Genomic DNA, 23,908 nt, shown 5'->3' with positions numbered 1-23,908 from the left:
CTAATCCTTCATATAATACTTTGTTATGTAGCCCTCACTATTTAAAGGAAGACCTTCCGCCCATTCAGGAGCCTGCGCCATCAATTCATTAACTTCTTCGATTGTCAGGCCTGATCCTTCGATAATAGCCTCATCATGAACGTGGAAAACAACACCATGGCCTGCAGCTTCAATTCTCAGAAGCGCTTCGGCTAGAATATCCCTAGCTGTCGCCTGAACGATATTTTCGACAAGCTTACCGCCGTAAGTCTCTTGCGCTGTGAAGTAGGCCTTATCTCCTTGGCCCTCATAGACGATTTTGTCTCCATAGTCGCCCGGCTCAACCTTAGCTCTTGCATAAGCTAAATTCCTACCGCTAGGCAATGTTATAAAGAGGAAACCTTTACGGTATCTAAATCTTAGTTTCCTCAGTTTTATTGGTGCTCTCGATTTAATGGCTTTGATAGCAGCTCTCTGCACATCTTTCCAAAATTGGACAATCTTTTTATTAGCCCTGCGCCAGTCATCAACTAGCCCTTGGAGTTCCTCTTCCTTAACTCCCATGTTAAGAGCTCCCATCTGCTTAAGCGCTCCAGGACCTCCTTGGTAGCCAAGGGCTAGCTCCGAGATTTTGCCTTTTTGGCGCAGTTCCTTGTCAATCTTCTCAATTGGAATTCCGAACATCTGACTAGCGGACGCCTCGTAGATTTTCCCATGCGTTGAAAACACGTCAAGCCTCCACTGCTCTTCAGCAAACCACGCAATCACTCTAGCCTCAATCGCTGAGAAGTCAGAGACGTAGAAGGTACAACCACCTTTAGCCACGAGCGCCGTTCGTACGAGCTGCTTTAAAGTGTCGTTAAGGCTATCGTATAAAATCTCCACAGCATCAATATCACGCTTTTTAACATACTCTCTGGCATCATCTAGGTCCTTTATATAATTCCTAGCTAAGTTCTGTACTTGGACAACCCTACCCGCCCATCTTCCTGTCCGACTAGCCCCATAAAATTGAAGTAGCCCATGAACTCGCCCGTCTGAGCACATAGCTCTTTCCATGGCCTCATATTTTTTTAGACTTGACATAGCGGTCTGTAATTTCAGCTCTAAGACTCTCTTAAGTTCTCCTTCGGCCGTCTTAAGTTCCTGCTCAACATCTGCTTTAGTCAACCCATTAGCCGAATAGCCATGTTCTTTTAGCCACGGTAACAGCTGCGCCCTACTGTTAGGGTTAGCAAGCCCTGTTATAGCTTTTAGCTCACCAGACAAACTTTCCATCTTAACATCTTTGCAATACAAAGCCGAAGCAACTAACTCTTTATCAAGCGCCACACCTCTGTCGTTAATTCTCTGGTCACAGGCGTAGTAATCCCATTCACGGTCGTGCACAGGAACTGACTCTAGTTTTTCGGCAATTGCCATCTCAACAACAACGTCTTGTATGCAGTAGTCAATAAACATTTGCCACTTTTCGGGGGCGTGTTCTGGTAAATTTCTAGTTCTCCCACCGTTAGCTTTACTTGGTTTGCAAGGCAGGGAAAAGTATCTGATTAAGTTTTTACCCGAGGTATCTTTTTCCTGCGCTAATTTTAAATACAGCGCGCACTTTTCCAAGCTTGAAGGCAAGCCCAACTCTTGGGCCAGTACCATGGTGCATTGCCATTGGCAAGGATCTAGATAGTAAGGTAGGCCGAGGTAACGACTGAGACAAACTCTTTCGAATTGGGCATTAAAGGCGTGCTTTCTGACCTTATCATCAAATAACATATCTTTGATGTCTTCAGGTAGAGACTGCCTGGTCAAATCAAAGCACTCTACTTCTCCGCCATCTATAGAGTAAGCGAAAAGTAAAATCTCAAAATCTTCTGCGTCAGCGTACTTGTAAACCCCATTTTTGATGTCATTCGAACTATAGGTTTCAATATCAATATTTAAATGTCTCATGTCTCTCCTTTAAAAATGAGGAGCCTCTAAAGAGGCCCTCTACTATAAAATGTCGTCTTCTTCCTCTTCTTCGTCCCACTCGTCAAAGTCTGCATCAGCTGACGAACGACCGCCAAGGTAGTCTCCTTTAGCAACAATCTGAACATTATTCAGACCACAAGAGATGCCTTTATTTCCTGCTGTGTTGTAAGCATAGGCATTAAGTGATACACGAGCATAGACACCAGAGTAGACTTCTTCTGCGGAATCAACAAAGTTTTTATACTTATCAATGATTTGAGGTTTAGTTTTACTTGACACTGACATGAACATGTGTCCAGCGTACTCTGGGTGCTCTTCGGTATCCATTTCTTCATCACCGTCACGAAGCGTTGTTTTAACGCGCTCCCATTTAACCCCTTTGAGTTTATTGTCCTTGGCAGCTTCATAAGCAGCTTTCTGCGCGTCTTTAATTTTCTTGATTGTGACTTTGTCTGTTTTTGGAATTAAGATAACTGTTGAATACTTAGCCTCTTGACCTTCAAATGCCTTAGGTTCCAGCAAAGCTACATAGCTTAAGCGTACTTTGCCTGTCACTACTTTAGTTGTGTTGGGTGTGTTTACCATAATATATTTCTCCTATTCAAAATCTTTAATTGCTTGTTCTAAACTATTTAACGCAGGTCTCTTGTCGCTGTTTTTAACAAGGACAGGTTTGCCCTGTGGCTTATCAATGATAAAGGCCATCATATCCTCAAAACGCTTCTTACCGACCATCTTCTCTAGCGCTCCCATCGCTAGTAACTCTTTAGGTTTGTAGATGTCTTCAAAACCATTTTTCTCAAGTATTGCGGCAGCTGCCTCCTTATTAGTAAGTACACGGTTGCTTCTACCTTCAACAATCTTATAGCCTGGAACTTCTTTTCCTGAGAGTGCTTCTTTCAGGGCATAAGCTTCAACCGACTCAATCCACTTCTTGATAGCTGAGGCTTTATCAAGGATCTCTGCGATAGCTTCGTCTGATAAATAGATAGGGTCTTGATAATCATATTTATCGATCAATTCCCAGTTTTCTTGCGCTCTTGGAACCAACTTAGCCGCGACAGGAGACCACTGTAATACTTTTTCACTTAGGTTCCAGTCACCAATCCCTGCGTCTGCTTGAGCTGCCATAGGCAAGACGACATTATCTGCCCAGTAGAGTAACTCCTCCACGTAAATGTCAACAGAACTAACCGAATCTAAACGCGGCTGAATAATTGTCATCTTGATACGGTCAAAGTCATAAACCATATCGTAGAAAGCATAAGCTCCCAGAGCGTACAAACCCATCTGCGGGTTTTGGTTAGCAGACACAGCCATTCCTTTACCATACTTAAGATCAATAATTTCAATGACTCCATCCGCTAAAATGACAACATCTGAAGTCCCAAAACCGCCAGGAACCCAATCGCTAAAATCAACCCGTTTTTCAAGTTCAATTTCGGCATCCTCATAAGCATTTAGGTGCTCCATAACAATATCTGTGTAAAGCTCCGTCATTTCTTCCATCTCTTCGTTGTAGAAGTCTGAGTTTTCCTTAAAAGACTTAATCAGTGCATTAAATTTACGCTTGGTGATTTTACCAGACTTGTACATCAGTTTGATTTCTGAAAGCTCATGGGCGTTTGTGCCCTCTTTGGTATATACTGTATCCCGGCTAGAATAGCCTGCTTCAAGCCTCGGCAGCATAGGGCAATAGAGCCATCTGTGAGCACTAGAGGCAGACAGTAGTGCGTGATTTTCTACTGGCATTAGAGAGCCTCCAACTTCTCAACAAACTCCGCAAACTGGTTTTCTTCAAGTTCGCCGACTTTTGCGACGTCCATCTCTTTCAAGACTTCCTTGATGTCCTTTGACTTCCCTTCTTCAACCTTGGCTTTAGCCATTTTCTTGATATCAGCTAATGTCAAAGTTGCAGATTCTTCTTTCTTTTCAGGGGCTGATTTTTCTTCAACAACATCCTTGGTTACTGTCTTCGGCATATCCAGAGCTTCACGCATAGCATCAAAAACACCTGCCATGCTCTCTGCTTTAAAAGTTACTTCAATCATTGTGTTTCTCTCTTTCTGTGTTATAATTTAAGTGTGTATAATTGTTGACGGTTTCCTAAGCCGTCTTTTTTAATGCAATCAATAGCCTCACCTCCCCAAAAGTCCTTTAATATCAAGAATGTCTTTAGCAACCTGGCTACGATAATAGGGACTGTCATGCAAGCCTTCCTCGTAGCATGGGTTAGGTACAAATTCCCAATCTCCGTCAGGCAGCTCAACTTCAATAACTTCGTTATCAATAATTTCTAACTCACGTTCAAGATAAGCTAGTGCATATTCTAAATAGTTCATTTTCTCTCCTCAATTACTTGTTTTAAAGCTGTTAGTATAAAAACTGCGTCTGCCAAGGCTTGGCTTTGGGAACAAGAGAGCCCTTTTTTTGTAAAATATCATTTAGACCAGCTCGGGTTTCATCGATGAATTTTAGAAATATATTCATTCTTTTTTACCCCACAAAAATTCTTGCCATGACAAAGTTGCATCTTTAAATTCTTTCTCAGCCAACTTAACAAAGTTCCTCTTATCCTGATCCTCTTTAAAAGTTTCTTTAGCTAATCGTCTCCAAAAGGCTTTTCTCGTCGCTTGGCGCTCTAAGAAAGTTTCACTGAATTTAAAATCATTCCCTTGATAAAGAGCTTCATATTTTTCTCCGTCGTTTAACGTCGGTAGTTCAATCCAAAGCATCAATTTTAAATCTTGCTTGATAGCACTCAACTGAGCAGATAGGATAGGTAAGCTATCTCGTCTTTCAGCTTCAGGTTTAACTAACTCCCCCTCAATCCGATTAAGGTTCTTAATAATCTTTTCAAAAGTTGTCATCATTCTGCGCCTCCTAGCTTGAGAATTTCATTAAGGATACGTATTTTTTCTTTGGAATAGCTTCTGAATTTATCCTTTAAATTCAGTAAGAGTTCCAGATCAGATATTTCGCCAGACTCGTTTAAGTCAAGTAAAGCCTCAACTGTGCTCTCAAAATCTGTCGCATTTTCCAGTAGTTGTTTTTGTAATTCCCATTTAGACATAACGTTCTGCACTCCATTTCTTGCTGTTTTCTAAAGCCACTTCCCTGAAGATTTTCTTTCTGTTTTCCACCGAGTTATGCTTTCTAATGATTTCGTGTTGCACCCTAGCAATGATTGCTAAGATAATTGTTGTTGCTAATAAAAATATTTCTAGTTTGTTCATGTTATTCTCCTGATCGACCTCGTCCAAAAGTCTCATTTATTATTTAGCCATGCGATTATTTCAGCTTTTTTCCAACGGACAGCTGGCAATTCCTTTGGAAAATTTTTGTCGTATCTGTAGTATTTGTCAAAAGTGCCAGGGCTCATGTTAAGCCTGTCTGCTACTTTTTCTCTTGTCCATAACTCGGCGTTGAGTTCGTCTAATTTCATTTGGACTAAATTGTTAACTGTTTTTTCTATGGTGTCTCTTATCCAGTCGGACAAACTTATCAAAATTTTGTCCATAACTTTCTCCTTTGTGTTATAATTTAAGTAAATATTATTTGTTTTGAGTCCGATTGCCGTCGGACTTTTTTTGTTGTAATCATCAGTAGCCTAAGCTCCTCTTGGATACTGTTTTGACTACAGTTCCGTCTTCTTGGCATTCACGATATTGAACACCGCCGCTATTTTGGACCTCCGTAGTTGTAACTACGGAGCTAAAATCATAGCCTTCCTCCAGTTTTTCTAAACGTTCAAAAATGTTAATGAAAAGGGCATCATAGTTTTGTTTTTCTGCGTCTGTCATAAGGTTCCTTTCTAGTATTGCGTTAAGCAATTGGTTCATATAATTCTCTTCTATCTAATTTTTAAATCTGAAATAACTTTCAAGACAAAACGATTTGATGCTGGATCTTTTTTTCTTCCAGCTAAGATATTCGCCACATCTTGCGGTTCTTTATTATAGGTAACCGCTAAGTCAACTTGTTTTAGCTTGTTGTCAAGCAGATACTTCTTAATTTTTTCAACAGCGACTGTGTTGTCTGACATGCGTTAGACTCCTTTCTAGTAAGTAGATTTATTTAAAACAACTTAACGGAAACGTTATTCTGCTCAATTTAAACAGTATCCATCTTGATTTTTTGACTTACAAATATATAATGTAGGTACCCTTTATATGAAAGGAGGACGTATTATTTGTCCGAGTTTTTGAAGGAGACTGTGTCTCAGTAGAAGATGGATTCGTTTGTAGGTTTTCCTTTTGCCTACCGCACTTGACTAGCAAGATTCAATAGGGGTTCCTATATCTTCATTGGCGTCCTGGCCGGACGACCACAGAAATTGCAAACTGGCTGTCGCTCGCAAAAGCGACGAAGAATAGGAAATCAAAATCGAGAATCATTTTCTACTCCAGTGCCGGGGACGATACCGGCGAAGTGTTGTTGACTACTGCTATTAGTTTGAGCAGAATAATTTCCGTAGCACCATCTAGATAGCAGCTAGGTGGTGTTTTATTTTTGTAAGTAAGAAAGTTAGTAAAAAATAACATTTTTGTGTTGACTTATTTTACACGTTAATGTAAAATGAAGGCATAAGAAAAACCTAGTTATAACCTTTATAACTCTTTTATATTGCGCAGTTCCCCAACTACTTTAAAAAAGATTTGTAAAAAGTTTAACTTCGTTTTTTACTAACTATCTTACAAAAACTATTTTACTCTATCGTGTGAACTAAGTCAATAGTTTTTACTCGAAAAAGTTAAATATTTTTTGTCATACTTTCAGAAAGGTTGATATGACAATGTTTGAGGTGTATTCAAGAATTGAAGCCTTAGCTAAAAAAAGAGGAGTATCTCTCCAAAAGGTCGCAACTGATATAGGGCTGAGTGAAAACTACATTTATAATTTAAAAAGTAAAAAAACGGCTAATACAGACCCAATAGAAAAAATAGCTAACTACTTTAATGTTTCTACCGACTATTTACTTGGCAGGACAGATAATCCTAAGATTGCACAAAGTGGCCATACCCCGTCTGCAATTGATCTGAAAAAAGATGCAGAAGAAACCTTCTTCTTCGACGGCCACGAACTCAACGACGAGGATATAGATCTTATCACATCTATATTGGAAACGCGCATCAAAAATAGAAAATAGAGAGGACAGCTCTATGATGACACCAGAAACAGTCTGTCAGGAAAAAGGAATCGATTTAGTGTACTTTGACGGTAGGGGTACAAACACCCCTGGAATGTTTAATAAAAAACACAACGTCATTGCGATTGACACTTATCTTGACGGCGTATACAAGCACAAAGTCATCTATCATGAACTAGGACATAGAGAACATACTGCGAGTTATTACAAACTAAATAAAGAAAAAGCAGAGCTACAAGCAGATAGATGTATGATACACCATCTCTTAAAAGAAGAGCTATACTATTGGGATAATATGGAGGATTTCAACTACATCCAATTCATGGAAAAGTATGAACTGACCTCAATCGCTGACGAAGTGATGATCAAGAAAGAATTAGAGTTTTTAATTAGTTAAGGAGACAAGCATGGATATAGCTAAGTTAAAAGAATTTGCCATAACAGCTGTAGGGAAAGCTAAAGAGGGTGCAATTAAAGCTAACGAACTAAGAAAAAAAGCCTCACAAGAAAGCAAAACAATTCTACCCCCTGCCCTAAATTTAGGACTAGGAGCACCAACGACCATACGAAAAACCATAGATGGAAAATATTATATTGGTTTTTATTCTGAAACTCCTGAGCTTTATGAGTTTGTTAACCTTCAATTTGATGGTTCACGAATTATTGAAAAAACAGTAACAAAAGGGAAAACTACTCAAAAAGGGCGTTCTGGTAGTGTTCTAGGAGGGGCAGCAATAGGTACAGTTTTGGCGCCAGGTGTTGGAACCATTATCGGTGGAATGGCTGGTGGGGCTAGAAAGAAAAAAGGAACCATTAACACTACTGCCACAACCACTTCTGAAGAAATACCTGGAAAAGCAGCGGTAGCCTTAAGAAATATACAAACCGGAGAAGTTAAAACCTTAAAAACTAAGCTTACGCAGGCTCAGTACGTAAATGTTAATAATTTCTTTAAATAAAAAAGCCCCACGCTCTCAAACTTTGGCGAGTCTGAGCGTGAGGCAAAACTGCATAAGAAAAAAAGCATTAAATGGCTCGTTTTCTTGTACTTAATTATATCATTTTTAGGAGGTGATGCCAACATCCTTTCAAACGACCTCGTCCAAAAGTCAAAATGACGAAAGGATTTAAAAATGAAATACAATAAAACAAAATACCCAAATATTTTCACCTATGATACAAAGAAAGGCAAGCGCTACTATGTCCGTAGGAGCTTTTTGATAGACGGCAAAAAAAGAGAAGCTACTAAGAGCAATCTAAAAACGTTGCAGGAAGCAAGAATCGCACTTGCTGAAATCGAACACAAAATAGAAAACAATGAATTTGCCTATAATAAAAATCTGACAGTTAATGAGTATTGGGACATATATGTGGACAACAGATTAAAGACCGGATCGTGGTCTCCTGACACATACAGAGAGCGTATCAATAACTTTAGCAAGCATATCGGCCCCAAATTCGGCAATAAAAAAATGGACGCTATTAATCGCATAGACTACGAAAACTATATCAACGATTTACTCAATACACATGCAAAAAGCACAGTAAAACACTTACATGACATTTTTAGCATCATGTTAAATCACGCTGTCAAAAATAAAATGCTTGATGATAATAATATTGAGTTTATCGATATTGGCACTAGTAAGATAAAACCCATCGACAAACGCAGGTCTATAGATGAGTTCAAAGCTTGGGATAAAGTTGCTAGGCAAACGCTCGATGATTATGATTATGTGATGGTTAGGATAACTTACCTCGGACTACGTAAAAGTGAGGTTGCAGGTATAAAACTAGGTAGCATATCCTATAACAACGATGGTCGCGCAGTCTTAAAGATAGACGAGTCAAGAACAAGGGCCAGGCAAAATGGAGGAGGTCTAAAAACAGCATCGTCTGAAAGATATGTGTATTTAGATATCGACACATCACGCTTATTAAAAAAAGCGATTGATACATCTATAAAAATAGCTTTAAATCACAATCGCATTTTAAACAAAACAGATTTTTTGTTTTTAGGAGACGATAAAAAAGTAAAGTCGTCCCTCGCAGGCAAGCCAATCTACAACGAATACATCTACTACCTTTTTGGAAAAGTAAACAAAAAATGCGAAGTCTACTTTACCCCGCACATGATGAGACACTTCTTTGCTACACAAGGACAGATAGCTGGAGTTCCGATACAACATATGTCTGCGGCGTTAGGTCACTCTACAAGTTATATGACTAGCAAATACACGCATATCAAAGATGAAGTCGCAGGGAATGTTACAGATATGTTTATGAATAGTGTAAAATAATTCCCCGACTTTTCCCCGACTAAGTATTACTTTTAATGATTTTATTTCGTTTTATAACTAAACAACAAAATCAAAAACACTGTAAAATCAATATTCTAAGTCGATGTATTTATTTTAGAATTGTAAAGTGGTATAATCTAACTATGACTAAGAAAATAATTGCCATTGATTTAGATGGGACTCTGCTACGCCAAGATAATACCATATCAGAGTATACTGAAAAAACCATTAAAGCTGTTCAGAACAAGGGACATCAGGTTGTCATCTCGACTGGGAGACCCTACCGAATGGCCTTGGACTACTACCTTCAGCTAGGCTTAACCACACCAATTATTACGTTTAACGGCTCTCTGACACATATGCCCGAACAAAAATGGGCCTATGAGCACAATGTGACCTTGGACAAACGTTATCTGCTAGAATTGTTGAAGCATCAAGATGATTTTCAGATGGATTTTATCGCTAGCGAATATCGAAAAAATTTCTACATCACCATGAACAGACCTGAGACCATTAACCCTCAGCTTTTTGGTGTGGAAGCAATCACTCAACAAATGGCACTCGAAATTGCAAAAATCACTCGAAATCCAAACGCCTTGCTCACACAAACCCATCACGAAGATAAATACGCTTTGGCAAAAAGCATGCAAAGCTTCTTCAAGGATGAAATTGAGGTTGACTCATGGGGTGGACCACTCAATATTTTAGAAGTCTCTCCTAAAAACATCAACAAAGCCTACGCACTAGAGTATCTTTTAGGTGTTTTAAATCAAGATAAGAGCAATTTGATTGCTTTTGGCGATGAGCACAACGATACTGAAATGCTCGCCTTTGCAGGCACTGGCTATGCCATGAAGAACGCAAGTCCTATCTTATTGCCTTATGCTGACCAACAATTATCCTACTCTAACGAAGAAGATGGGGTAGCTCGAAAGTTAGAAGAGCTTTTCTTGTAAAGCAAAACGAAACCACTATTAATCATTTAATAGTGGTTTTTTCATAGCTTATCTCTTATTCAATCTGAAAAAATTTTTTTTCTTTTTCATTTTTTCCACATTTTTTCTTTTTATACAGTATAATTATCGATTTAATGATCTTATTCTACATATATAATATAGCATTCTGAAAATTTTTTTCATATTTTGGAATATTTTTCCGAAAGGGCTTGATTTTTTAGTGAAAACGTTTTAAAATAGAGACGTTCTTGAATTTCGTTTAAATGCAAAAGAATTGCCAAATAGTTATTTGGAAGGAGATTATTCTTTTTCATTTCAGCGAAAAATATTTTATAAGGAGGAAGAACAAGAATGGGTATCGGTATTATTATTGCCAGCCACGGTAAATTTGCTGAAGGTATTCATCAATCTGGTTCTATGATTTTTGGTGAACAAGAGAAAGTTCAAGTTGTAACTTTCATGCCAAACGAAGGACCTGATGATTTGTATGCACACTTCAACAATGCTATCGCTCAATTTGATGCTGATGATGAAATCCTTGTGCTAGCTGACCTTTGGAGTGGGTCTCCATTTAATCAAGCTAGTCGTGTGGCAGGAGAAAATCCTGACCGCAAAATGGCAATCATCACAGGTCTTAACTTGCCAATGCTTATTCAAGCTTACACTGAGCGTCTTATGGATGCTGGTGCTGGGGTTGAACAAGTTGCAGCAAATATTATTAAAGAATCTAAGGACGGTATCAAAGCCCTTCCTGAAGACTTAAATCCCGTTGAAGCTGCTGAAGCAACAGAAAAAGTTGTTTCAGCACTTCAAGGAGAAATCCCTGCAGGAACTGTCATCGGAGATGGTAAATTAAAAATTAACCTTGCTCGTGTTGACACGCGTCTACTTCATGGTCAAGTTGCTACGGCATGGACACCAGCTTCTAAAGCAAATCGTATCATCGTTGCTTCAGACATGGTTGCTAAAGATGACCTTCGTAAACAACTCATCAAGCAAGCTGCTCCTGGTGGGGTCAAAGCTAACGTTGTTCCAATCAACAAATTGATTGAAGCTTCTAAAGACCCTCGTTTTGGCAATACTCACGCTCTTATTCTTTTTGAAACTGTTCAAGATGCACTACGTGCAATTGAAGGTGGCGTTGAAATCACTGAATTAAACATCGGTTCAATGGCTCACTCAACTGGTAAAACAATGGTCAACAATGTTTTGTCTATGGACAAAGATGATGTTGCTGCATTTGAAAAGTTGCGTGACCTAGGCGTTGAATTCGACGTTCGTAAAGTACCAAACGACTCTAAGAAAAACTTGTTTGAGCTCATCAAAAAGGCTGATGTTAAATAAATTCAACTACCTGATGTCTCAAAAAGAGGTGAAAAATATCTTTTCTCATTTCATCTCTATTCACAATACTTCGAAAGGATAACAACATGTCAGATATTTCAATTATTTCTGCAGTTTTGGTCGTTATCATTGCCTTCATTGCTGGTCTTGAAGGTATCCTTGACCAATTCCAATTCCACCAACCACTTGTTGCATGTACCTTAATCGGTCTTGTGACTGGTCATTTAGAAGCAGGGGTTATGTTGGGTGGATCACTTCAACTTCTCGCACTTGGTTGGGCTAACATCGGTGCTGCTGTAGCACCTGATGCTGCACTTGCTTCTGTTGCTGCTGCTATCATTCTTGTTAAAGGTGGAGATTTCTCTCGTCAAGCTATTGGTGTGGCACAAACAACTGCTATCCCTCTTGCCGTTGCTGGTCTTTTCCTTACAATGATCGTTCGTACCATTTCTGTAGGTCTTGTACATGGGGCAGACACATCTGCTAAAACTGGTAACATTGCTGCTGTTGAGCGCTACCACTTATTCGCTCTTCTTCTTCAAGGTTTGCGTATTGCTATTCCAGCAGCCCTTCTTCTTGCTATTCCAACAGAGGCTGTTCAAGCGGTACTAAATGCTATGCCTGATTGGTTGAAAGACGGTATGTCTATCGGTGGTGGTATGGTTGTAGCTGTTGGTTATGCCATGGTTATCAATATGATGGCTACTCGTGAAGTTTGGCCATTCTTTGCCCTAGGATTTGCTCTTGCAGCTGTTTTAGACTTAACACTTATCGCTTTTGGTATCATCGGTGTGGCTATGGCCTTCATCTACCTAAACCTTTCTAAAAAAGGGGGCAACGGTGGCGTAGGTTCAGCTTCAGGTGACCCTATCGGCGACATCCTAGAAGACTATTAGAAAGGGGTAAGATCAATGACTGAACAAATTAAATTAACAAAAGCTGATCGTCAAAAAGTTTGGTTGCGTTCAACCTTCCTTCAAGGTTCTTGGAACTATGAACGTATGCAAAACTTAGGTTGGGCTTATGCTCTAATTCCTGCAATCAAAAGACTTTACACCTCAAAAGAAGATCGCGCTGCCGCTCTTGAGCGTCACTTAGAATTCTTTAACACGCATCCTTATGTTGCTGCTCCAATCATGGGTGTTACCCTTGCTTTGGAAGAAGAACGTGCCAATGGTGCTCCAATCGAAGATGCCGCTATCCAAGGGGTTAAGATTGGTATGATGGGACCTCTTGCTGGTATCGGAGACCCAGTCTTCTGGTTTACATTGCGCCCAATCCTTGGTGCACTTGGTGCTTCACTAGCTCTTTCTGGAAATGTTTTAGGTCCAATCATTTTCTTCGTAGCTTGGAACGTTATCCGTATGGGCTTCCTATGGTACACTCAAGAATTTGGTTACAAAGCTGGTTCAGAGATTACAAAAGACATGTCTGGTGGTATCTTACAAGACATCACTAAAGGAGCTTCTATCCTTGGGATGTTTATCTTGGCTGTTTTGGTACAGCGTTGGGTATCTATTAAATTTACCTTTGATGTATCAAAAGTGCAACTAGATGAAAAAGCCTACATCCATTGGGACAAGTTGCCAGATGGCGGCGAAGGCGTTCGTCAAGCCTTTGAACAAGTTGGTCAAGGTTTGTCACAATCACCAGTGAAAGTGACTTCTTTCCAACAAAACTTGGATATGCTAATTCCAGGACTTATGGGACTTGTGTTAACATTCACTTGTATGTGGTTACTTAAGAAAAAAGTATCTCCTATTGCCATGATCCTTGGACTATTTGTCATTGGTATTCTTGCTCACCTTGCAAACATCATGTAATCGCAAATAGTACCAGAAAAAGAAGTGGGCTTCCACTTCTTTTTTCTCTATCATTATGCTATTTTCAACTAAAACCGTTATCACGACAAAGGATCAGAATATGGTACAATCATTAAACACAACTGTTTTTATCACTGTTCCTGGTGTCTCATTTTTAGGCATCGGAGGAAAAGTTGGTAAGTTTCTCGTTGGTGATCAGGCGATTGAGTTCTACAACGACACTAATCCTAACGATTACATCCAAATTCCTTGGAACACTATTAATCAAATTGGTGCCAACGTTTCTCGTCATAAGGTCAGTCGTCACTTTGAAATTTTGACCCCTCAAGGTAAGTTTTTATTTGCCTCAAAACACTCTGGGAAAATTCTCAAAATTGCTCGTGACCATATCGGAAATGACAAGGTCGTCAAATTACCAACCTTGATTCAACTAATCATCAAAAAACTATTTCGTAAATAGCAAAAAGCCTAGAGTTATGAGTACTCACTTGACCTGCTGAAGGTTTGTGAAGCCCCATGCCTCTTGGCTTTTTTTGTTTATACAAACGGAAGGTGACGGTCTACCCAACCCAACCAACGAGGAATGCCAAGTTGCTTAAAGAAAGCTATTCTGGCTTTTTCCACGAGAAAGGCCAAGCCATAAATCACAACGCTAACCAATATGATTAAGAAAGGGTATAGGATAATAGGACTATTAACCAAAGGTTCTGCAAAGTCTCGAATCACAAATTTCACCAATAAGGGATGCAAGTGTCCCAAATAAACCCCTAACGTCGCTGGAGCAACTAGCTTAATAAAACTTGCTAGGTGAGTAGTTGGAGAAATAGTCATTTTGGCAAATAAAATAAATAAAGCTATCGCTCCAATCGTCAAGCTAGGAGAAATGTACCAATACCAAATGTCACCAACCACAAATTTCATGAGATAAGTGACTGCCACTGAAAGTAAGTAAACAGCTATTAGTATCTTATCTTTAAAAATCGTCAGATCTATTCTTTTTAGATAGGCCCCAATGATATAAAGAATAATCAGCCAAGTCATTTCAAAGCCCTTGCTGAGCGAAAATTCGGGTACCCTGTTATTCATCACTGCTGGCATGACTGAAAAGACTGTGAAAATCAAGAGGCTGAGCTGTTTAAGTTGGCTTGTCGTGAGGGCATTTAAGCCACCATTGATAATCGGCATAAAAATCAGCAAGCCAAAATAGGCCGTAATGTACCAATAATTACCACTTACAATCGGGAAAAACGCTTGTCGCCAATTGTCCATGCTAATCGGGAAGCCAAAAATAGCAAATAGCAAGGTGACCATAAAGCTATAAAAGAAAACTTGAAGCCAGATACCGAGTAATTTGGAGTATTTAAAAGTCGAGTGCACACCTACATAACCACTCATCAGCGCATAACAATTGACAGCCCCATAGACCATAACCTGAATCAGCCAAGTCGTGATAAAGTAGGGGTCGGTATGTCCTTCAACGGTTGAGCGCAGGCCTCCCTTACCGAGGACATGCGTGATGACAATCATAAACATCGCAATAATACGTAACAAATCCAGTCCATAGTGGTGGCTTTGTGTTATTTTTTTATTTTTAAACATGGTATTAGTTTACCATAACTTTCTTTATTTCACTATGCTATCAGTCAGGATACGGATTACTGACAATAATTTAGAGAGGCTTCATTTTTACGTTTACTTTTAAAATATTTTTGTTATAATAGTCCTAACGGATAAGTAATATTTTTTACCCTTTCAGAGAGTCTGTGGTTGCTGTGAACAGATAGGGTACTGATATGAAATTCTACCGTGTTTCAATTGTATACTAATTAAGTGCACAGATTGTGAAGCTGGATGGAACCGCGCCTAAGCGCTCCAGCAGTATCATAATCTGTGCTTTTTTAGTTCCATCGAATCGTGTTGTGACAGACACTTGAGATGACCCAATAATTATTATGAGAAAAAAGGAGCTCCTATGTTAGATCTTAAACGTATTCGTACTGACTTTGACACTATCGCAAACAAACTTAAAAACCGTGGGGTTTCAGCTGAAACCCTTGCAACGCTTAGAGAACTTGATGAAAAACGCCGTGCTTTGCTGGTTGAAACAGAAGAACTCAAAGCTAAACGTAATATTGCTTCTGCTGCCATCGCACAAGCTAAGCGTCAAAAAGAAGATGCCGACCAACAAATCGCAGACATGCAAGCTGTTTCTGCCAAAATCAAGGCCATTGATGCTGATCTGGCAGATATTGACCAAAAAGTTACCGATATTATCACTGTTTTGCCAAATACACCTCATGATTCTGTGCCTATCGGAGCTGACGAAGATGATAATGTCGAAGTTCGCCGTTGGGGAACTCCTCGTCAGTTTGATTTTGACATCAAGGCTCACTGGGATTTAGGAGAAGACCTTGACATTTTAGACTGGGAACGCGGGGCAAAAGTAACTGGAGCGCGTTTCTTATTCTATAAAAAATTAGGAGCAAGACTAGAGCGTGCCGTCTATAACTTTATGCTTGATGAGCATATCAAAGAAGGCTACCAAGAAATGATTCCTCCTTATATCGTTAACCACGAGTCAATGTTTGGGACAGGGCAATACCCTAAATTCAAAGAAGATACTTTTGAGTTGGACGGAACAAACTTTGTGCTCATCCCAACTGCTGAAGTGCCTTTGACTAACTTTTACCGTGATGAGATTGTTGACGGCAAAGAATTACCGATTTCATTTACGGCTATGAGCCCATCATTTCGTTCTGAGGCAGGATCTGCCGGCCGTGATACACGCGGTTTGATTCGTCTCCATCAATTCCATAAAGTTGAGATGGTCAAATTTGCTAAGCCAGAGCAATCTTATGATGAATTGGAAAAAATGACAGCCAACGCTGAAAACATTTTACAAAAGTTGAACTTGCCATACCGTGTCATTACTCTTTGTACTGGGGACATGGGCTTCTCAGCAGCTAAGACCTATGACCTAGAAGTTTGGATTCCTGCTCAAAACACTTATCGTGAAATCTCTAGCTGTTCAAATACCGAAGATTTCCAAGCACGTCGCGCTCAAATCCGCTACCGTGATGAGGCTGATGGCAAGGTCAAACTGCTTCACACCTTAAATGGTTCTGGCTTGGCTGTTGGTCGCACAGTGGCAGCAATCTTGGAAAATTATCAAAATGAAGATGGCTCTGTCACTATTCCTGAAGCGCTTCGCCCATACATGAGAGGCGTTGAAATCATCACTCCAAAATAAAAATTTTCAACAACAAAAAAATCCTCTCAGGAGGATTTTTTTAATAGTTTCGAAAACGCTGATAGCGATCTGCTAGTAGCTCTGTTTCTGACTTGGCTTGCAAGGCTTTGATTTCTTTGATAAGCTGTGACTTCATCATGGTAATGATTTCACTTGAAAAATAACCTCGCTCAGGAATAATGCGGTCGATAACGCCCATGTGATAGAGCTGACCTGCTGTTATTTTCATCAGCTCTGCTGCTTCGGTCGCTCTAGAGCCATCCTTCCATAAAATCGAGGCAAAGCCTTCTGGGCTAAGAACAGCATAAATCGTGTTCTCTAGCATCCAAACCTGGTCAGCCACTGCAAGTGCCAAAGCACCACCTGACCCTCCTTCACCAATAATAATGGCGATAATAGGGACCTTTAAATCACTCATGTCCATGAGGTTTCTAGCGATTGCCTCGCCCTGACCTCTCTCTTCAGCTCCAATTCCTGGATAAGCGCCTGCGGTATTGATAAAGGTAATGACTGGTCGACCAAATTTTTCTGCCTGTTTCATCAAGCGTAAGGCTTTACGATATCCTTCGGGATTAGGTTGACCAAAATTCCTAGCCAAATTATCCTGAAGGTTCTTTCCTTTTTGGATGCCAATAACAGTAACTGCCTGGTTACCAAGGTAAGCAATACCTCCGACAGCAGCCCCATCATCTGCAAAGTGACGATCTCCATGCAACTCCATAAAATCATCAAAAATCAGATCAGCATAATCCAAAGCCGTTAGACGCCCTTGGTCGCGTGCTTCTTTTAATACTCGTGCGACATCTGTCATGATTTCCTCCCATGAAAAGCCACTAAATAGGCAATCTTATCTCGTAAGTCTGTGCGTTTAACAATGGCATCCACAAAACCATGGTCTTTGAGAAATTCTGCTTTTTGAAAATCATCTGGAAGATTTTGCCGAACAGTCGTTTCGATGACACGGCGCCCTGCAAATCCCACTAAGGATTGTGGCTCCGCAATAATAATATCACCCTCCATGGCAAAACTAGCCGTCACCCCACCAGTTGTTGGGTCCGTCAAAATGGTCAAGTAAAACAAGCCAGCATTAGAATGCCGTTTTACAGCTGCTGACACCTTGGCCATTTGCATAAGGCTCATGATGCCTTCTTGCATCCTGGCGCCTCCTGAGGCTGTAAAAATAACAACTGGTAGCTTTTCTTGAGTAGCTAACTCAAATAAGCGCGTTAGCTTTTCACCAACTACCGTCCCCATACTAGCCATGATAAAGTGCGAATCCATAATGCCTAAGGCTACGGCTTGCTGTTTAATAAGGGCCTTGCCTGTCAAAACTGCCTCGTCTAGCCCCGTTGCAGCCTTGGCCTTAGCCAATTTGTCTAGATAGCCTGGGAAATTTAGCGGATCTGTGGTTTCAATATCTGTGAAATATTCTTGAAACGATCCTTCATCTACCGTCAGTGCCAAGCGTTCCTTAGCAGAAATCCTAAAATTATAAGAACAGGTCGGACAAATCTTAGCTAACCCTAAATCTTTTTTGTAAATCATGTGCTTGCAAGCAGGGCACTTGGCAAAGAGTTCATCTGGAACCTCTGGCACGTTATGGCTGACTGACCCCCTCAAAGAATTGTTTGGGGTAATACGGATGTATTTGTCTTTTTTGCTAAATAAGGCCATACTGCCTCCTACTCTTCATTATAGTTGGGTAAAAAGGTTTCCATCAAAAAGGAAGTATCGTAATCACCCGCTATGACTTGCTTGTTTGAAATCAAGTCCATTTGAAAATCACTGTTGGTCATGATCCCTTCAATTTCTAATTCAAACAAGGCTCGTTGCATTTTCATCAAAGCGTCAAAGCGATTCTCCCCATGCACAATGATTTTAGCAATCATGCTGTCATAATAAGGAGGAATCGTGTAACCGCTGTAAACCGCAGAATCCACCCGTAACCCTACGCCGCCGCTTGGAAAATACAAATCTGTGATTGTTCCAGGACTTGGTGCAAAGTTAAAAGAAGGGTTCTCAGCATTGATACGACACTCAATCGCATGTCCTGTGATTGTGATGTCATCCTGGGCAACTGATAAAGGCAAGCCTGCTGCAATTCTGAGTTGTTCTTTGACAATGTCAATTCCTGTCACAAACTCCGTTACAGGATGTTCGACCTGGACGCGTGTGTTCATTTCCATGAAGTAAAAGTCTCCACTGGCTTCGTCTAGCAAAAACTCAATCGTCCCTGCATTTTCATATGACACAGCCTTAGCCGCACGCACAGCTGCTTCTCCCATTTGACTGCGTAAAGTATTGCCAATAGCGATAGATGGGCTTTCTTCTAACACCTTTTGATTATTTCGCTGCAAGGAACAATCTCTCTCTCCAAGGTGGATGATTGTGCCCTGACTATCGCCTAAAATCTGGACTTCGATATGTCTAGCTGGATAAATTACTTTTTCGAGGTACATGGCCCCATTGCCAAATGCTCCTCGTGCCTCTTGGCTAGCGGCATTAAAGGCCGCTTCTAGGTCATCTTTAGAGGTTACTTTTCGAATCCCTTTGCCTCCGCCCCCAGCAGAGGCTTTTAGCATGACAGGATAGCCGATACGATCAGCTATGTCCAAGGCTTCCTTGACGCTGTAAACCTCCCCATCTGATCCTGGAATAACAGGCACACCAGCCTTGATCATTTCTGATCGGGCATTGATTTTATCTCCCATCTTGTCCATTACTGATGCCGAAGGGCCTATGAATTTAATGTTCATTTCTTCGCACATGGTTGCAAATTTTGAGTTTTCACTCAAAAAACCAAATCCAGGATGGATGGCCTGAGCCCCTGTGACAACAGCCGCTGATAACACCGAATTCATATTGAGGTAAGATTCTTTTGACCTAGCTGGTCCAATACAAACCGCCTCGTCAGCCAATATCGTGTGCAGGGCTTCTTTGTCAGCCTCGGAATAGACAGCAACTGTGGAAATGCCCAGTTCTCGAGCGGCACGGATAATCCGCACGGCTATTTCACCACGATTGGCAATTAAGATTTTGTTAAACATAAAGTTTTCTTCCTCCACAGAATATGAGTTGTCTACTGACCAAAAGCAAAGGTTAATATCCCACTAGCTGCTAATTTGCCATCGACTTCTGCCTTTGCTTCAACAACTGCCATGCTTCCTCGGCGCTTGATAAAGGTAGCAGTCATCACTAATTGATCACCTGGGACCACTTGCTTTTTGAATTTGACCTTATCCATGCCAGCATAAAACACTAGTTTCCCTTTGTTTTCTTCTTTTGATAATTCCAAAACTCCTGCCGTTTGGGCTAAAGCCTCCATAATTAAGACCCCTGGCATGACAGGGTATTGAGGGAAATGCCCGTTGAAGAAGGGTTCATTAATCGTTACATTTTTTAGCGCAACAATGCGATCCTCTGATACTTCCAGCACTCGGTCAACAAGTAGCATGGGGTAGCGATGAGGAAGGGCTGCTTGAATATCTGTTATCTCTATCATTTGATTCGTACCAATCCTTGTCCAAACTCGATGACCGTTTCATTATCTACTAAGATTTCAGTGACCACGCCGTCAGACGGAGCTGGCACCTCATTCATGACTTTCATCGCCTCAATAATTAATAAAGTCTGACCCTTTTTCACCGTATCGCCAACAGAAACAAAGTTGGCACTATCAGGACTCGCTGCCAAATAAGCAACTCCGACCAGAGGGCTTTTGACCAAGTCTCCCTCAGCCTCGAGTACTGGCTCGGGTGCTTGCTCATCAAGGGGTTCTGTCTGTTTGCTTAAAACAGGTTCTTGAATAGGGGTGGCTTGTGAAGAATTCTCTGGCTCTGACTGACTTTCCTGGTAGGAAGCCGGAGCTTTTGCATGGTACTCGTTCTTGCTGAACGATAATTCTCCCTCACTTGATTTAAATGAGAATTCTTTGAGACTTGAGGCATCAAACTGTGCCATCAAATCCTTTATGTGTGTTATCTCCAAACTCAAACCTCCCAATCGTCAAAATCTAACATGGTTCCTCTAAACTCATCATCTAAGGGTGATTTTTCGTCAAAAAAATCAGTCGTCATTGGTTCAGATGCTGCGTAGCAATCTTCCTCGCAAGGTTTCTGTTTCATATATAAGGCAATGATGTCTGTCTTAGTGGTTGAATCGCAACCTTCTAAACCATTTATATATGCTATAAAATCTTGTACATCCCGAGTTGTCACGCTAATCCTCCCAACGCTTAAAGGCTAGTACAGCATTATGTCCTCCAAAACCAAATGTATTTGAAATCGCATAATGAATATCTGCTTCTTGCCCTTGACCAAAAATGACATTGGCTTCGATGTCTTCTGATAATACTTGGGTTCCTGCTGTCATTGGCACATAACGATGGCGAATAGCCTCGATAGTTGCAATCGCCTCAATGGCACCCGCTGCTCCGAGCAAGTGACCTGTAAATGATTTGGTTGATGAAACAGGAACATCCTTGCCAAGAACTGCTACAATAGCCTGGCTTTCGCCTTTTTCATTAGCCAAGGTTGAGGTGCCGTGCGCATTAACATAGCCCACATCACTGGCATCGATGCTTGCTTCTTTCAAAGCTAGGTTAATGGCCTTGCGTGCTCCTAATCCTTCTGGATGTGGCGAGGTCATGTGGTATGCGTCACAGGTACTACCATAGCCAACAATTTCAGCAAGAATAGTAGCACCACGCTGTTTGGCATGCTCTAAACTTTCCAATACTAGCATACCTGAACCTTCTCCCATAATGAAGCCGTTTCTATCTTTGTCAAATGGAATTGAGCTTCGAGTAGGGTCTTGTGTGGTTGAGAGAGCTGTTAAACTTTGGAAACCAGCAATGGCAAATTTTGTGATAGCTGCCTCCGCACCACCCACCATCATGATGTCTTGCAAGCCAAATTTGATGGCACGAAAGGCATTGCCAATAGCGTCATTAGATGAGGCACAAGCTGTATTGATTGATTTGCAGACGCCTTGAGCCTTTAAGGCCATCGCCACGTTCCCTGCTGCCATATTCGGCAGAGCCTTTGGCAATGTCATTGGCTTAACACGCTTTGGTCCTTTTTCATGCAAGCGGATGACTTGTTCTTCAATTTCTTGAATCCCTCCAATACCTGACGCTACAATCACACCAAAGCGATCTGAATCAATGGCGTCGATGTCTAAACCTGCATGCTGAACAGCCTCTAAAGAGGCATACAAAGCATATAGCGAATACATGTCATAACGATTAAGATCTTTTTTGACAAAGTATTTGTCAAATGGAAAATCTTGGATTTCAGCAGCATTTTTGACTGCATAATCAGCGGTGTCAAATTTTGTAATCGGACCAATACCAATTTTTCCTGTTTTTAAATGTGACCAGAAAGCTTCTGGCGTGTGACCAATCGGGGATGTTAGGCCATAACCTGTTACAACTACTCTATTAACTGTCATTTTAGCACCTCTATCTTATTGCATGGTCATGCCGCCATCAATGGCTAACACCTGACCTGTGATGTAATCTTGTCCAGCCAAGAAACTTGCTACCTGTGCAACTTCTTGTGCTTTGCCGATACGCTTCATTGGGATTTGACTGAGAATCTGTTCTTGCATTTTTTCAGAAACTGCCCCTGTCATGTCGGATTCAATAAATCCTGGTGCAATAGCATTGACACAAATGCCACGCGCAGCCACTTCACGAGCAACTGATTTGGTAAATCCAATCAATCCTGCCTTAGAAGCGGCATAGTTGGCTTGGCCAACATTACCTGCTAGACCAACTACACTAGAGATATTAATGATTGCACCTTGACGCGCTTTTATCATCGCTTTTAAGACAGACTGGGTCATGTTAAAAGCCCCTGTCAGATTAATCTTCAAGACGCGCTCGAAATCTTCTTCGGTCATTTTGAGCATCAGTTTATCATTTGTAATGCCTGCATTATTGATCAAAACATCAACAGAACCAAGGGCTTCAGTAGCTTGGCTAATCATGCGTTTGGCATCCGTATGATCTGACACGTCACCTAAAATCGCAATAACCTTGACACCATACTCCTTAAAAGAAGCTAGTAACTCCTCAGAAATCGCTGAGCGACCGTTTAAAACAACATTTGCCCCTAAACGTGCAAATTGATGGGCAATGGCAAGGCCAATTCCTCGCGACGATCCTGTGATAAATACATTTTTTCCTTTAATTTCCATGACGGTTCCTTTCTACTTTTCCAAAAACAAGCGTAAACTTGCCATATCTTCAATACTTTGGCAAGGCAGAGCCTTATCAATTTTTTTAACAAATCCTGTCAATACTTTTCCAGGTCCAATTTCAACCATGCGCTCAACACCCTTATTTTTCAAGGTCGCAACGCTATCATAAAAGCGAACAGGTTCCATGACTTGCCTCACTAATAGATCCGCAATACGATCATGTTCCATGACCTTAGCTTCAGTATTGCCGACCAAAGGAATGGCAAACGGGCTAAAAGTGACCTTGGTTAGCTCGACAGCTAATTTTTGACTGGCACTTTCTAAAAGAGCCGTATGAAATGGACCAGACACATTAAGGGCAATCAAACGTTTGACGCCTTTGGCTTTTAGGAGCTCAACAGCTCTATTGACTGCCTCTGTCTCTCCTCCAATGACAATTTGTCCTGGTGTGTTGTAGTTGGCTGGAGATACCACTCCTTTTTCGGAAGCTTCTTGGCAGACCTGCTCGATGAGTTGGGCATCAGTATTCATAACTGCCACCATTTTACCTGAACCAGCTGGGGTGGCTTCTGCCATAAACTGACCTCTTTTTGCCACTAGTCGTAAAGCATCCTCAAAGGAAATAGCTTCTGATGCTACCAATGCCGAATATTCCCCCAAAGAAAGCCCAGCCACCATATCTGGTGTCTTTTGATGCTCTTTTAACAGGCGATAAATGGCAACTGAACTGGTCAGAATAGCTGGTTGAGTGTAGGCTGTTTGGTGTAATTTTTCTGGTTCAGTGTCAATCAAGTGTCGTAAATCATAGCCCAGGATTTGACTAGCCTGTGAAAACGTTTCTCGTACAACAGAAAAGTTATCGTACAAATCTCTCGTCATGCCTACTGTTTGAGCGCCTTGACCAGCGAATAAAAAAGCTGTTTTAGCCATACTTGTCC

General features: G+C 40.9%; 31 protein-coding genes. 10 read left to right on the top strand and 21 right to left on the bottom strand.

The genetic code is table 11. The features are described from left to right. The 11 genes from AKK44_RS02485 to AKK44_RS02440 form a co-directional block, all read right to left on the bottom strand. Complete coding sequence (locus AKK44_RS02485) at nt 1-1,923, bottom strand: DNA polymerase (RefSeq protein WP_054278373.1); 1,923 nt, start codon at nt 1,921-1,923, stop codon at nt 1-3. Nucleotides 1,924-1,965: 42 nt separating this feature from the next. Further along, a complete protein-coding gene (locus AKK44_RS02480) occupies nt 1,966-2,529 on the bottom strand; it encodes a DUF2815 family protein (protein ID WP_054278372.1) in 564 nt (187 codons plus the stop codon). A gap of 12 nt (nt 2,530-2,541) precedes the next feature. Then, the gene (locus AKK44_RS02475) at nt 2,542-3,696 is read right to left on the bottom strand and encodes a DUF2800 domain-containing protein (RefSeq protein WP_054278371.1); all 1,155 of its coding nucleotides are present in this window, start codon (nt 3,694-3,696) and stop codon (nt 2,542-2,544) included. Beyond that, nucleotides 3,696-3,995 carry a hypothetical protein gene (locus AKK44_RS02470; RefSeq protein ID WP_054278370.1) on the bottom strand — a complete coding sequence of 100 codons (300 nt, stop codon included), beginning with the start codon at nt 3,993-3,995 and terminating at the stop codon, nt 3,696-3,698. Before AKK44_RS02470 ends, AKK44_RS02475 begins: the two co-directional genes overlap by 1 nt. Before the next feature lie 87 nt (nt 3,996-4,082). Beyond that, nucleotides 4,083-4,286 carry a hypothetical protein gene (locus tag AKK44_RS02465; protein WP_054278369.1) on the bottom strand — a complete coding sequence of 68 codons (204 nt, stop codon included), beginning with the start codon at nt 4,284-4,286 and terminating at the stop codon, nt 4,083-4,085. 144 nt (nt 4,287-4,430) lie between these two features. Then, a complete protein-coding gene (locus AKK44_RS02460) occupies nt 4,431-4,817 on the bottom strand; it encodes a hypothetical protein (protein WP_054278368.1) in 387 nt (128 codons plus the stop codon). Continuing rightward, nucleotides 4,814-5,017, bottom strand: a complete 204-nt coding sequence (locus tag AKK44_RS02455) for a hypothetical protein (protein ID WP_000049475.1) — start codon at nt 5,015-5,017, stop codon at nt 4,814-4,816. The genes AKK44_RS02460 and AKK44_RS02455 overlap by 4 nt, the downstream gene beginning before the upstream one ends. Continuing rightward, nucleotides 5,010-5,180, bottom strand: a complete 171-nt coding sequence (locus AKK44_RS09075; RefSeq protein WP_152911050.1) for a hypothetical protein — start codon at nt 5,178-5,180, stop codon at nt 5,010-5,012. Before AKK44_RS09075 ends, AKK44_RS02455 begins: the two co-directional genes overlap by 8 nt. Before the next feature lie 32 nt (nt 5,181-5,212). Beyond that, entirely contained in the window at nt 5,213-5,464 is a 252-nt protein-coding gene (locus tag AKK44_RS02450) for a helix-turn-helix transcriptional regulator (protein WP_054278367.1), read from the bottom strand. Nucleotides 5,465-5,546: 82 nt separating this feature from the next. Continuing rightward, a complete protein-coding gene (locus tag AKK44_RS02445; protein ID WP_231149277.1) occupies nt 5,547-5,747 on the bottom strand; it encodes a hypothetical protein in 201 nt (66 codons plus the stop codon). A gap of 50 nt (nt 5,748-5,797) precedes the next feature. Further along, entirely contained in the window at nt 5,798-5,989 is a 192-nt protein-coding gene (locus AKK44_RS02440; protein WP_001283052.1) for a hypothetical protein, read from the bottom strand. Between the two features lie 750 nt (nt 5,990-6,739). Between AKK44_RS02440 and AKK44_RS02435 the strand changes: the two genes are divergently transcribed. The 9 genes from AKK44_RS02435 to AKK44_RS02395 all read left to right on the top strand — a co-directional run bounded on the left by AKK44_RS02435 (nt 6,740) and on the right by AKK44_RS02395 (nt 13,976). Beyond that, complete coding sequence (locus AKK44_RS02435) at nt 6,740-7,093, top strand: helix-turn-helix domain-containing protein (RefSeq protein ID WP_456293378.1); 354 nt, start codon at nt 6,740-6,742, stop codon at nt 7,091-7,093. A gap of 13 nt (nt 7,094-7,106) precedes the next feature. Next, nucleotides 7,107-7,490 (top strand): ImmA/IrrE family metallo-endopeptidase, encoded by a 384-nt coding sequence (locus AKK44_RS02430; protein WP_054278364.1) that lies wholly within the window; start codon nt 7,107-7,109, stop codon nt 7,488-7,490. A gap of 10 nt (nt 7,491-7,500) precedes the next feature. Beyond that, nucleotides 7,501-8,052, top strand: coding sequence for a hypothetical protein (locus AKK44_RS02425; RefSeq protein WP_054278363.1), 552 nt, complete (start codon nt 7,501-7,503; stop codon nt 8,050-8,052). Nucleotides 8,053-8,226: 174 nt separating this feature from the next. Further along, entirely contained in the window at nt 8,227-9,393 is a 1,167-nt protein-coding gene (locus AKK44_RS02420) for a tyrosine-type recombinase/integrase (RefSeq protein WP_054278362.1), read from the top strand. Between the two features lie 143 nt (nt 9,394-9,536). Continuing rightward, nucleotides 9,537-10,349: a Cof-type HAD-IIB family hydrolase gene (locus AKK44_RS02415; RefSeq protein WP_054278361.1), complete on the top strand. Its 813-nt coding sequence runs from the start codon at nt 9,537-9,539 to the stop codon at nt 10,347-10,349. Between the two features lie 351 nt (nt 10,350-10,700). Continuing rightward, nucleotides 10,701-11,693: a PTS sugar transporter subunit IIB gene (locus AKK44_RS02410; RefSeq protein WP_054278360.1), complete on the top strand. Its 993-nt coding sequence runs from the start codon at nt 10,701-10,703 to the stop codon at nt 11,691-11,693. An 86-nt stretch (nt 11,694-11,779) separates the two neighbouring features. Beyond that, entirely contained in the window at nt 11,780-12,589 is an 810-nt protein-coding gene (locus tag AKK44_RS02405) for a PTS mannose/fructose/sorbose transporter subunit IIC (protein ID WP_054278359.1), read from the top strand. A 15-nt stretch (nt 12,590-12,604) separates the two neighbouring features. Beyond that, nucleotides 12,605-13,516, top strand: coding sequence for a PTS system mannose/fructose/sorbose family transporter subunit IID (locus tag AKK44_RS02400; RefSeq protein WP_054278358.1), 912 nt, complete (start codon nt 12,605-12,607; stop codon nt 13,514-13,516). 100 nt (nt 13,517-13,616) lie between these two features. After that, complete coding sequence (locus AKK44_RS02395) at nt 13,617-13,976, top strand: DUF956 family protein (protein ID WP_054278357.1); 360 nt, start codon at nt 13,617-13,619, stop codon at nt 13,974-13,976. A gap of 77 nt (nt 13,977-14,053) precedes the next feature. On the opposite strand, the gene AKK44_RS02390 is transcribed toward AKK44_RS02395, so the two are convergent. After that, nucleotides 14,054-15,115 carry an acyltransferase gene (locus tag AKK44_RS02390; protein WP_054278356.1) on the bottom strand — a complete coding sequence of 354 codons (1,062 nt, stop codon included), beginning with the start codon at nt 15,113-15,115 and terminating at the stop codon, nt 14,054-14,056. 373 nt (nt 15,116-15,488) lie between these two features. On the opposite strand from AKK44_RS02390, the gene serS reads away from it, so the two are divergent. Then, entirely contained in the window at nt 15,489-16,766 is a 1,278-nt protein-coding gene (gene serS / locus AKK44_RS02385) for a serine--tRNA ligase (protein ID WP_054278355.1), read from the top strand. A gap of 40 nt (nt 16,767-16,806) precedes the next feature. On the opposite strand, the gene AKK44_RS02380 is transcribed toward serS, so the two are convergent. From AKK44_RS02380 to fabD, 9 genes are read right to left on the bottom strand one after another with little or no spacing between them, the layout of a single operon-like run. Continuing rightward, complete coding sequence (locus AKK44_RS02380) at nt 16,807-17,577, bottom strand: acetyl-CoA carboxylase carboxyl transferase subunit alpha (RefSeq protein WP_054278354.1); 771 nt, start codon at nt 17,575-17,577, stop codon at nt 16,807-16,809. Further along, nucleotides 17,574-18,440 (bottom strand): acetyl-CoA carboxylase, carboxyltransferase subunit beta, encoded by an 867-nt coding sequence (gene accD / locus AKK44_RS02375; protein ID WP_054278353.1) that lies wholly within the window; start codon nt 18,438-18,440, stop codon nt 17,574-17,576. The genes AKK44_RS02380 and accD overlap by 4 nt, the downstream gene beginning before the upstream one ends. Before the next feature lie 8 nt (nt 18,441-18,448). After that, nucleotides 18,449-19,813: an acetyl-CoA carboxylase biotin carboxylase subunit gene (locus tag AKK44_RS02370; RefSeq protein WP_054278352.1), complete on the bottom strand. Its 1,365-nt coding sequence runs from the start codon at nt 19,811-19,813 to the stop codon at nt 18,449-18,451. A 32-nt stretch (nt 19,814-19,845) separates the two neighbouring features. Beyond that, nucleotides 19,846-20,268, bottom strand: a complete 423-nt coding sequence (fabZ, locus tag AKK44_RS02365; RefSeq protein WP_054278351.1) for a 3-hydroxyacyl-ACP dehydratase FabZ — start codon at nt 20,266-20,268, stop codon at nt 19,846-19,848. After that, nucleotides 20,265-20,726, bottom strand: a complete 462-nt coding sequence (locus AKK44_RS02360; protein WP_408022488.1) for an acetyl-CoA carboxylase biotin carboxyl carrier protein — start codon at nt 20,724-20,726, stop codon at nt 20,265-20,267. Before AKK44_RS02360 ends, fabZ begins: the two co-directional genes overlap by 4 nt. 29 nt (nt 20,727-20,755) lie before the next feature. Further along, nucleotides 20,756-20,983 (bottom strand): hypothetical protein, encoded by a 228-nt coding sequence (locus AKK44_RS02355; protein ID WP_037595228.1) that lies wholly within the window; start codon nt 20,981-20,983, stop codon nt 20,756-20,758. A 1-nt stretch (nt 20,984) separates the two neighbouring features. Beyond that, complete coding sequence (gene fabF / locus AKK44_RS02350; RefSeq protein ID WP_054278349.1) at nt 20,985-22,217, bottom strand: beta-ketoacyl-ACP synthase II; 1,233 nt, start codon at nt 22,215-22,217, stop codon at nt 20,985-20,987. 15 nt (nt 22,218-22,232) lie between these two features. Next, the gene (fabG, locus tag AKK44_RS02345) at nt 22,233-22,967 is read right to left on the bottom strand and encodes a 3-oxoacyl-[acyl-carrier-protein] reductase (RefSeq protein WP_054278348.1); all 735 of its coding nucleotides are present in this window, start codon (nt 22,965-22,967) and stop codon (nt 22,233-22,235) included. Between the two features lie 12 nt (nt 22,968-22,979). Next, nucleotides 22,980-23,900, bottom strand: a complete 921-nt coding sequence (gene fabD, locus AKK44_RS02340; protein WP_054278347.1) for an ACP S-malonyltransferase — start codon at nt 23,898-23,900, stop codon at nt 22,980-22,982. Between the last annotated feature and the right edge of the window lie 8 nt (nt 23,901-23,908).

The sequence above is a fragment of the Streptococcus phocae genome (genome assembly GCF_001302265.1).
GTDB lineage: Bacteria > Bacillota > Bacilli > Lactobacillales > Streptococcaceae > Streptococcus > Streptococcus phocae.
This window is presented reverse-complemented; position numbering and strand designations above follow the sequence as displayed.

Bases quoted from the DNA above. Each gene is read 5' to 3' on its own strand.
- fabZ (WP_054278351.1), bottom strand. From the start codon at position 20,268: ATGATAGAGATAACAGATATTCAAGCAGCCCTTCCTCATCGCTACCCC.
- AKK44_RS02420 (WP_054278362.1), top strand. From the start codon at position 8,227: ATGAAATACAATAAAACAAAATACCCAAATATTTTCACCTATGATACA.
- AKK44_RS02405 (WP_054278359.1), top strand. From the start codon at position 11,780: ATGTCAGATATTTCAATTATTTCTGCAGTTTTGGTCGTTATCATTGCC.
- AKK44_RS02415 (WP_054278361.1), top strand. From the start codon at position 9,537: ATGACTAAGAAAATAATTGCCATTGATTTAGATGGGACTCTGCTACGC.
- AKK44_RS02400 (WP_054278358.1), top strand. From the start codon at position 12,605: ATGACTGAACAAATTAAATTAACAAAAGCTGATCGTCAAAAAGTTTGG.
- AKK44_RS02410 (WP_054278360.1), top strand. From the start codon at position 10,701: ATGGGTATCGGTATTATTATTGCCAGCCACGGTAAATTTGCTGAAGGT.
- serS (WP_054278355.1), top strand. From the start codon at position 15,489: ATGTTAGATCTTAAACGTATTCGTACTGACTTTGACACTATCGCAAAC.
- AKK44_RS02485 (WP_054278373.1), bottom strand. From the start codon at position 1,923: ATGAGACATTTAAATATTGATATTGAAACCTATAGTTCGAATGACATC.
- fabF (WP_054278349.1), bottom strand. From the start codon at position 22,217: ATGACAGTTAATAGAGTAGTTGTAACAGGTTATGGCCTAACATCCCCG.
- AKK44_RS02395 (WP_054278357.1), top strand. From the start codon at position 13,617: ATGGTACAATCATTAAACACAACTGTTTTTATCACTGTTCCTGGTGTC.
- AKK44_RS02435 (WP_456293378.1), top strand. From the start codon at position 6,740: ATGTTTGAGGTGTATTCAAGAATTGAAGCCTTAGCTAAAAAAAGAGGA.
- AKK44_RS02470 (WP_054278370.1), bottom strand. From the start codon at position 3,995: ATGATTGAAGTAACTTTTAAAGCAGAGAGCATGGCAGGTGTTTTTGAT.
- AKK44_RS02480 (WP_054278372.1), bottom strand. From the start codon at position 2,529: ATGGTAAACACACCCAACACAACTAAAGTAGTGACAGGCAAAGTACGC.
- AKK44_RS02370 (WP_054278352.1), bottom strand. From the start codon at position 19,813: ATGTTTAACAAAATCTTAATTGCCAATCGTGGTGAAATAGCCGTGCGG.
- AKK44_RS02380 (WP_054278354.1), bottom strand. From the start codon at position 17,577: ATGACAGATGTCGCACGAGTATTAAAAGAAGCACGCGACCAAGGGCGT.
- AKK44_RS09075 (WP_152911050.1), bottom strand. From the start codon at position 5,180: ATGAACAAACTAGAAATATTTTTATTAGCAACAACAATTATCTTAGCA.
- fabG (WP_054278348.1), bottom strand. From the start codon at position 22,967: ATGGAAATTAAAGGAAAAAATGTATTTATCACAGGATCGTCGCGAGGA.
- accD (WP_054278353.1), bottom strand. From the start codon at position 18,440: ATGGCCTTATTTAGCAAAAAAGACAAATACATCCGTATTACCCCAAAC.
- AKK44_RS02445 (WP_231149277.1), bottom strand. From the start codon at position 5,747: ATGACAGACGCAGAAAAACAAAACTATGATGCCCTTTTCATTAACATT.
- AKK44_RS02465 (WP_054278369.1), bottom strand. From the start codon at position 4,286: ATGAACTATTTAGAATATGCACTAGCTTATCTTGAACGTGAGTTAGAA.
- AKK44_RS02360 (WP_408022488.1), bottom strand. From the start codon at position 20,726: ATGGCACAGTTTGATGCCTCAAGTCTCAAAGAATTCTCATTTAAATCA.
- AKK44_RS02440 (WP_001283052.1), bottom strand. From the start codon at position 5,989: ATGTCAGACAACACAGTCGCTGTTGAAAAAATTAAGAAGTATCTGCTT.
- AKK44_RS02475 (WP_054278371.1), bottom strand. From the start codon at position 3,696: ATGCCAGTAGAAAATCACGCACTACTGTCTGCCTCTAGTGCTCACAGA.
- AKK44_RS02450 (WP_054278367.1), bottom strand. From the start codon at position 5,464: ATGGACAAAATTTTGATAAGTTTGTCCGACTGGATAAGAGACACCATA.
- AKK44_RS02390 (WP_054278356.1), bottom strand. From the start codon at position 15,115: ATGTTTAAAAATAAAAAAATAACACAAAGCCACCACTATGGACTGGAT.
- fabD (WP_054278347.1), bottom strand. From the start codon at position 23,900: ATGGCTAAAACAGCTTTTTTATTCGCTGGTCAAGGCGCTCAAACAGTA.
- AKK44_RS02455 (WP_000049475.1), bottom strand. From the start codon at position 5,017: ATGTCTAAATGGGAATTACAAAAACAACTACTGGAAAATGCGACAGAT.
- AKK44_RS02430 (WP_054278364.1), top strand. From the start codon at position 7,107: ATGATGACACCAGAAACAGTCTGTCAGGAAAAAGGAATCGATTTAGTG.
- AKK44_RS02460 (WP_054278368.1), bottom strand. From the start codon at position 4,817: ATGATGACAACTTTTGAAAAGATTATTAAGAACCTTAATCGGATTGAG.
- AKK44_RS02425 (WP_054278363.1), top strand. From the start codon at position 7,501: ATGGATATAGCTAAGTTAAAAGAATTTGCCATAACAGCTGTAGGGAAA.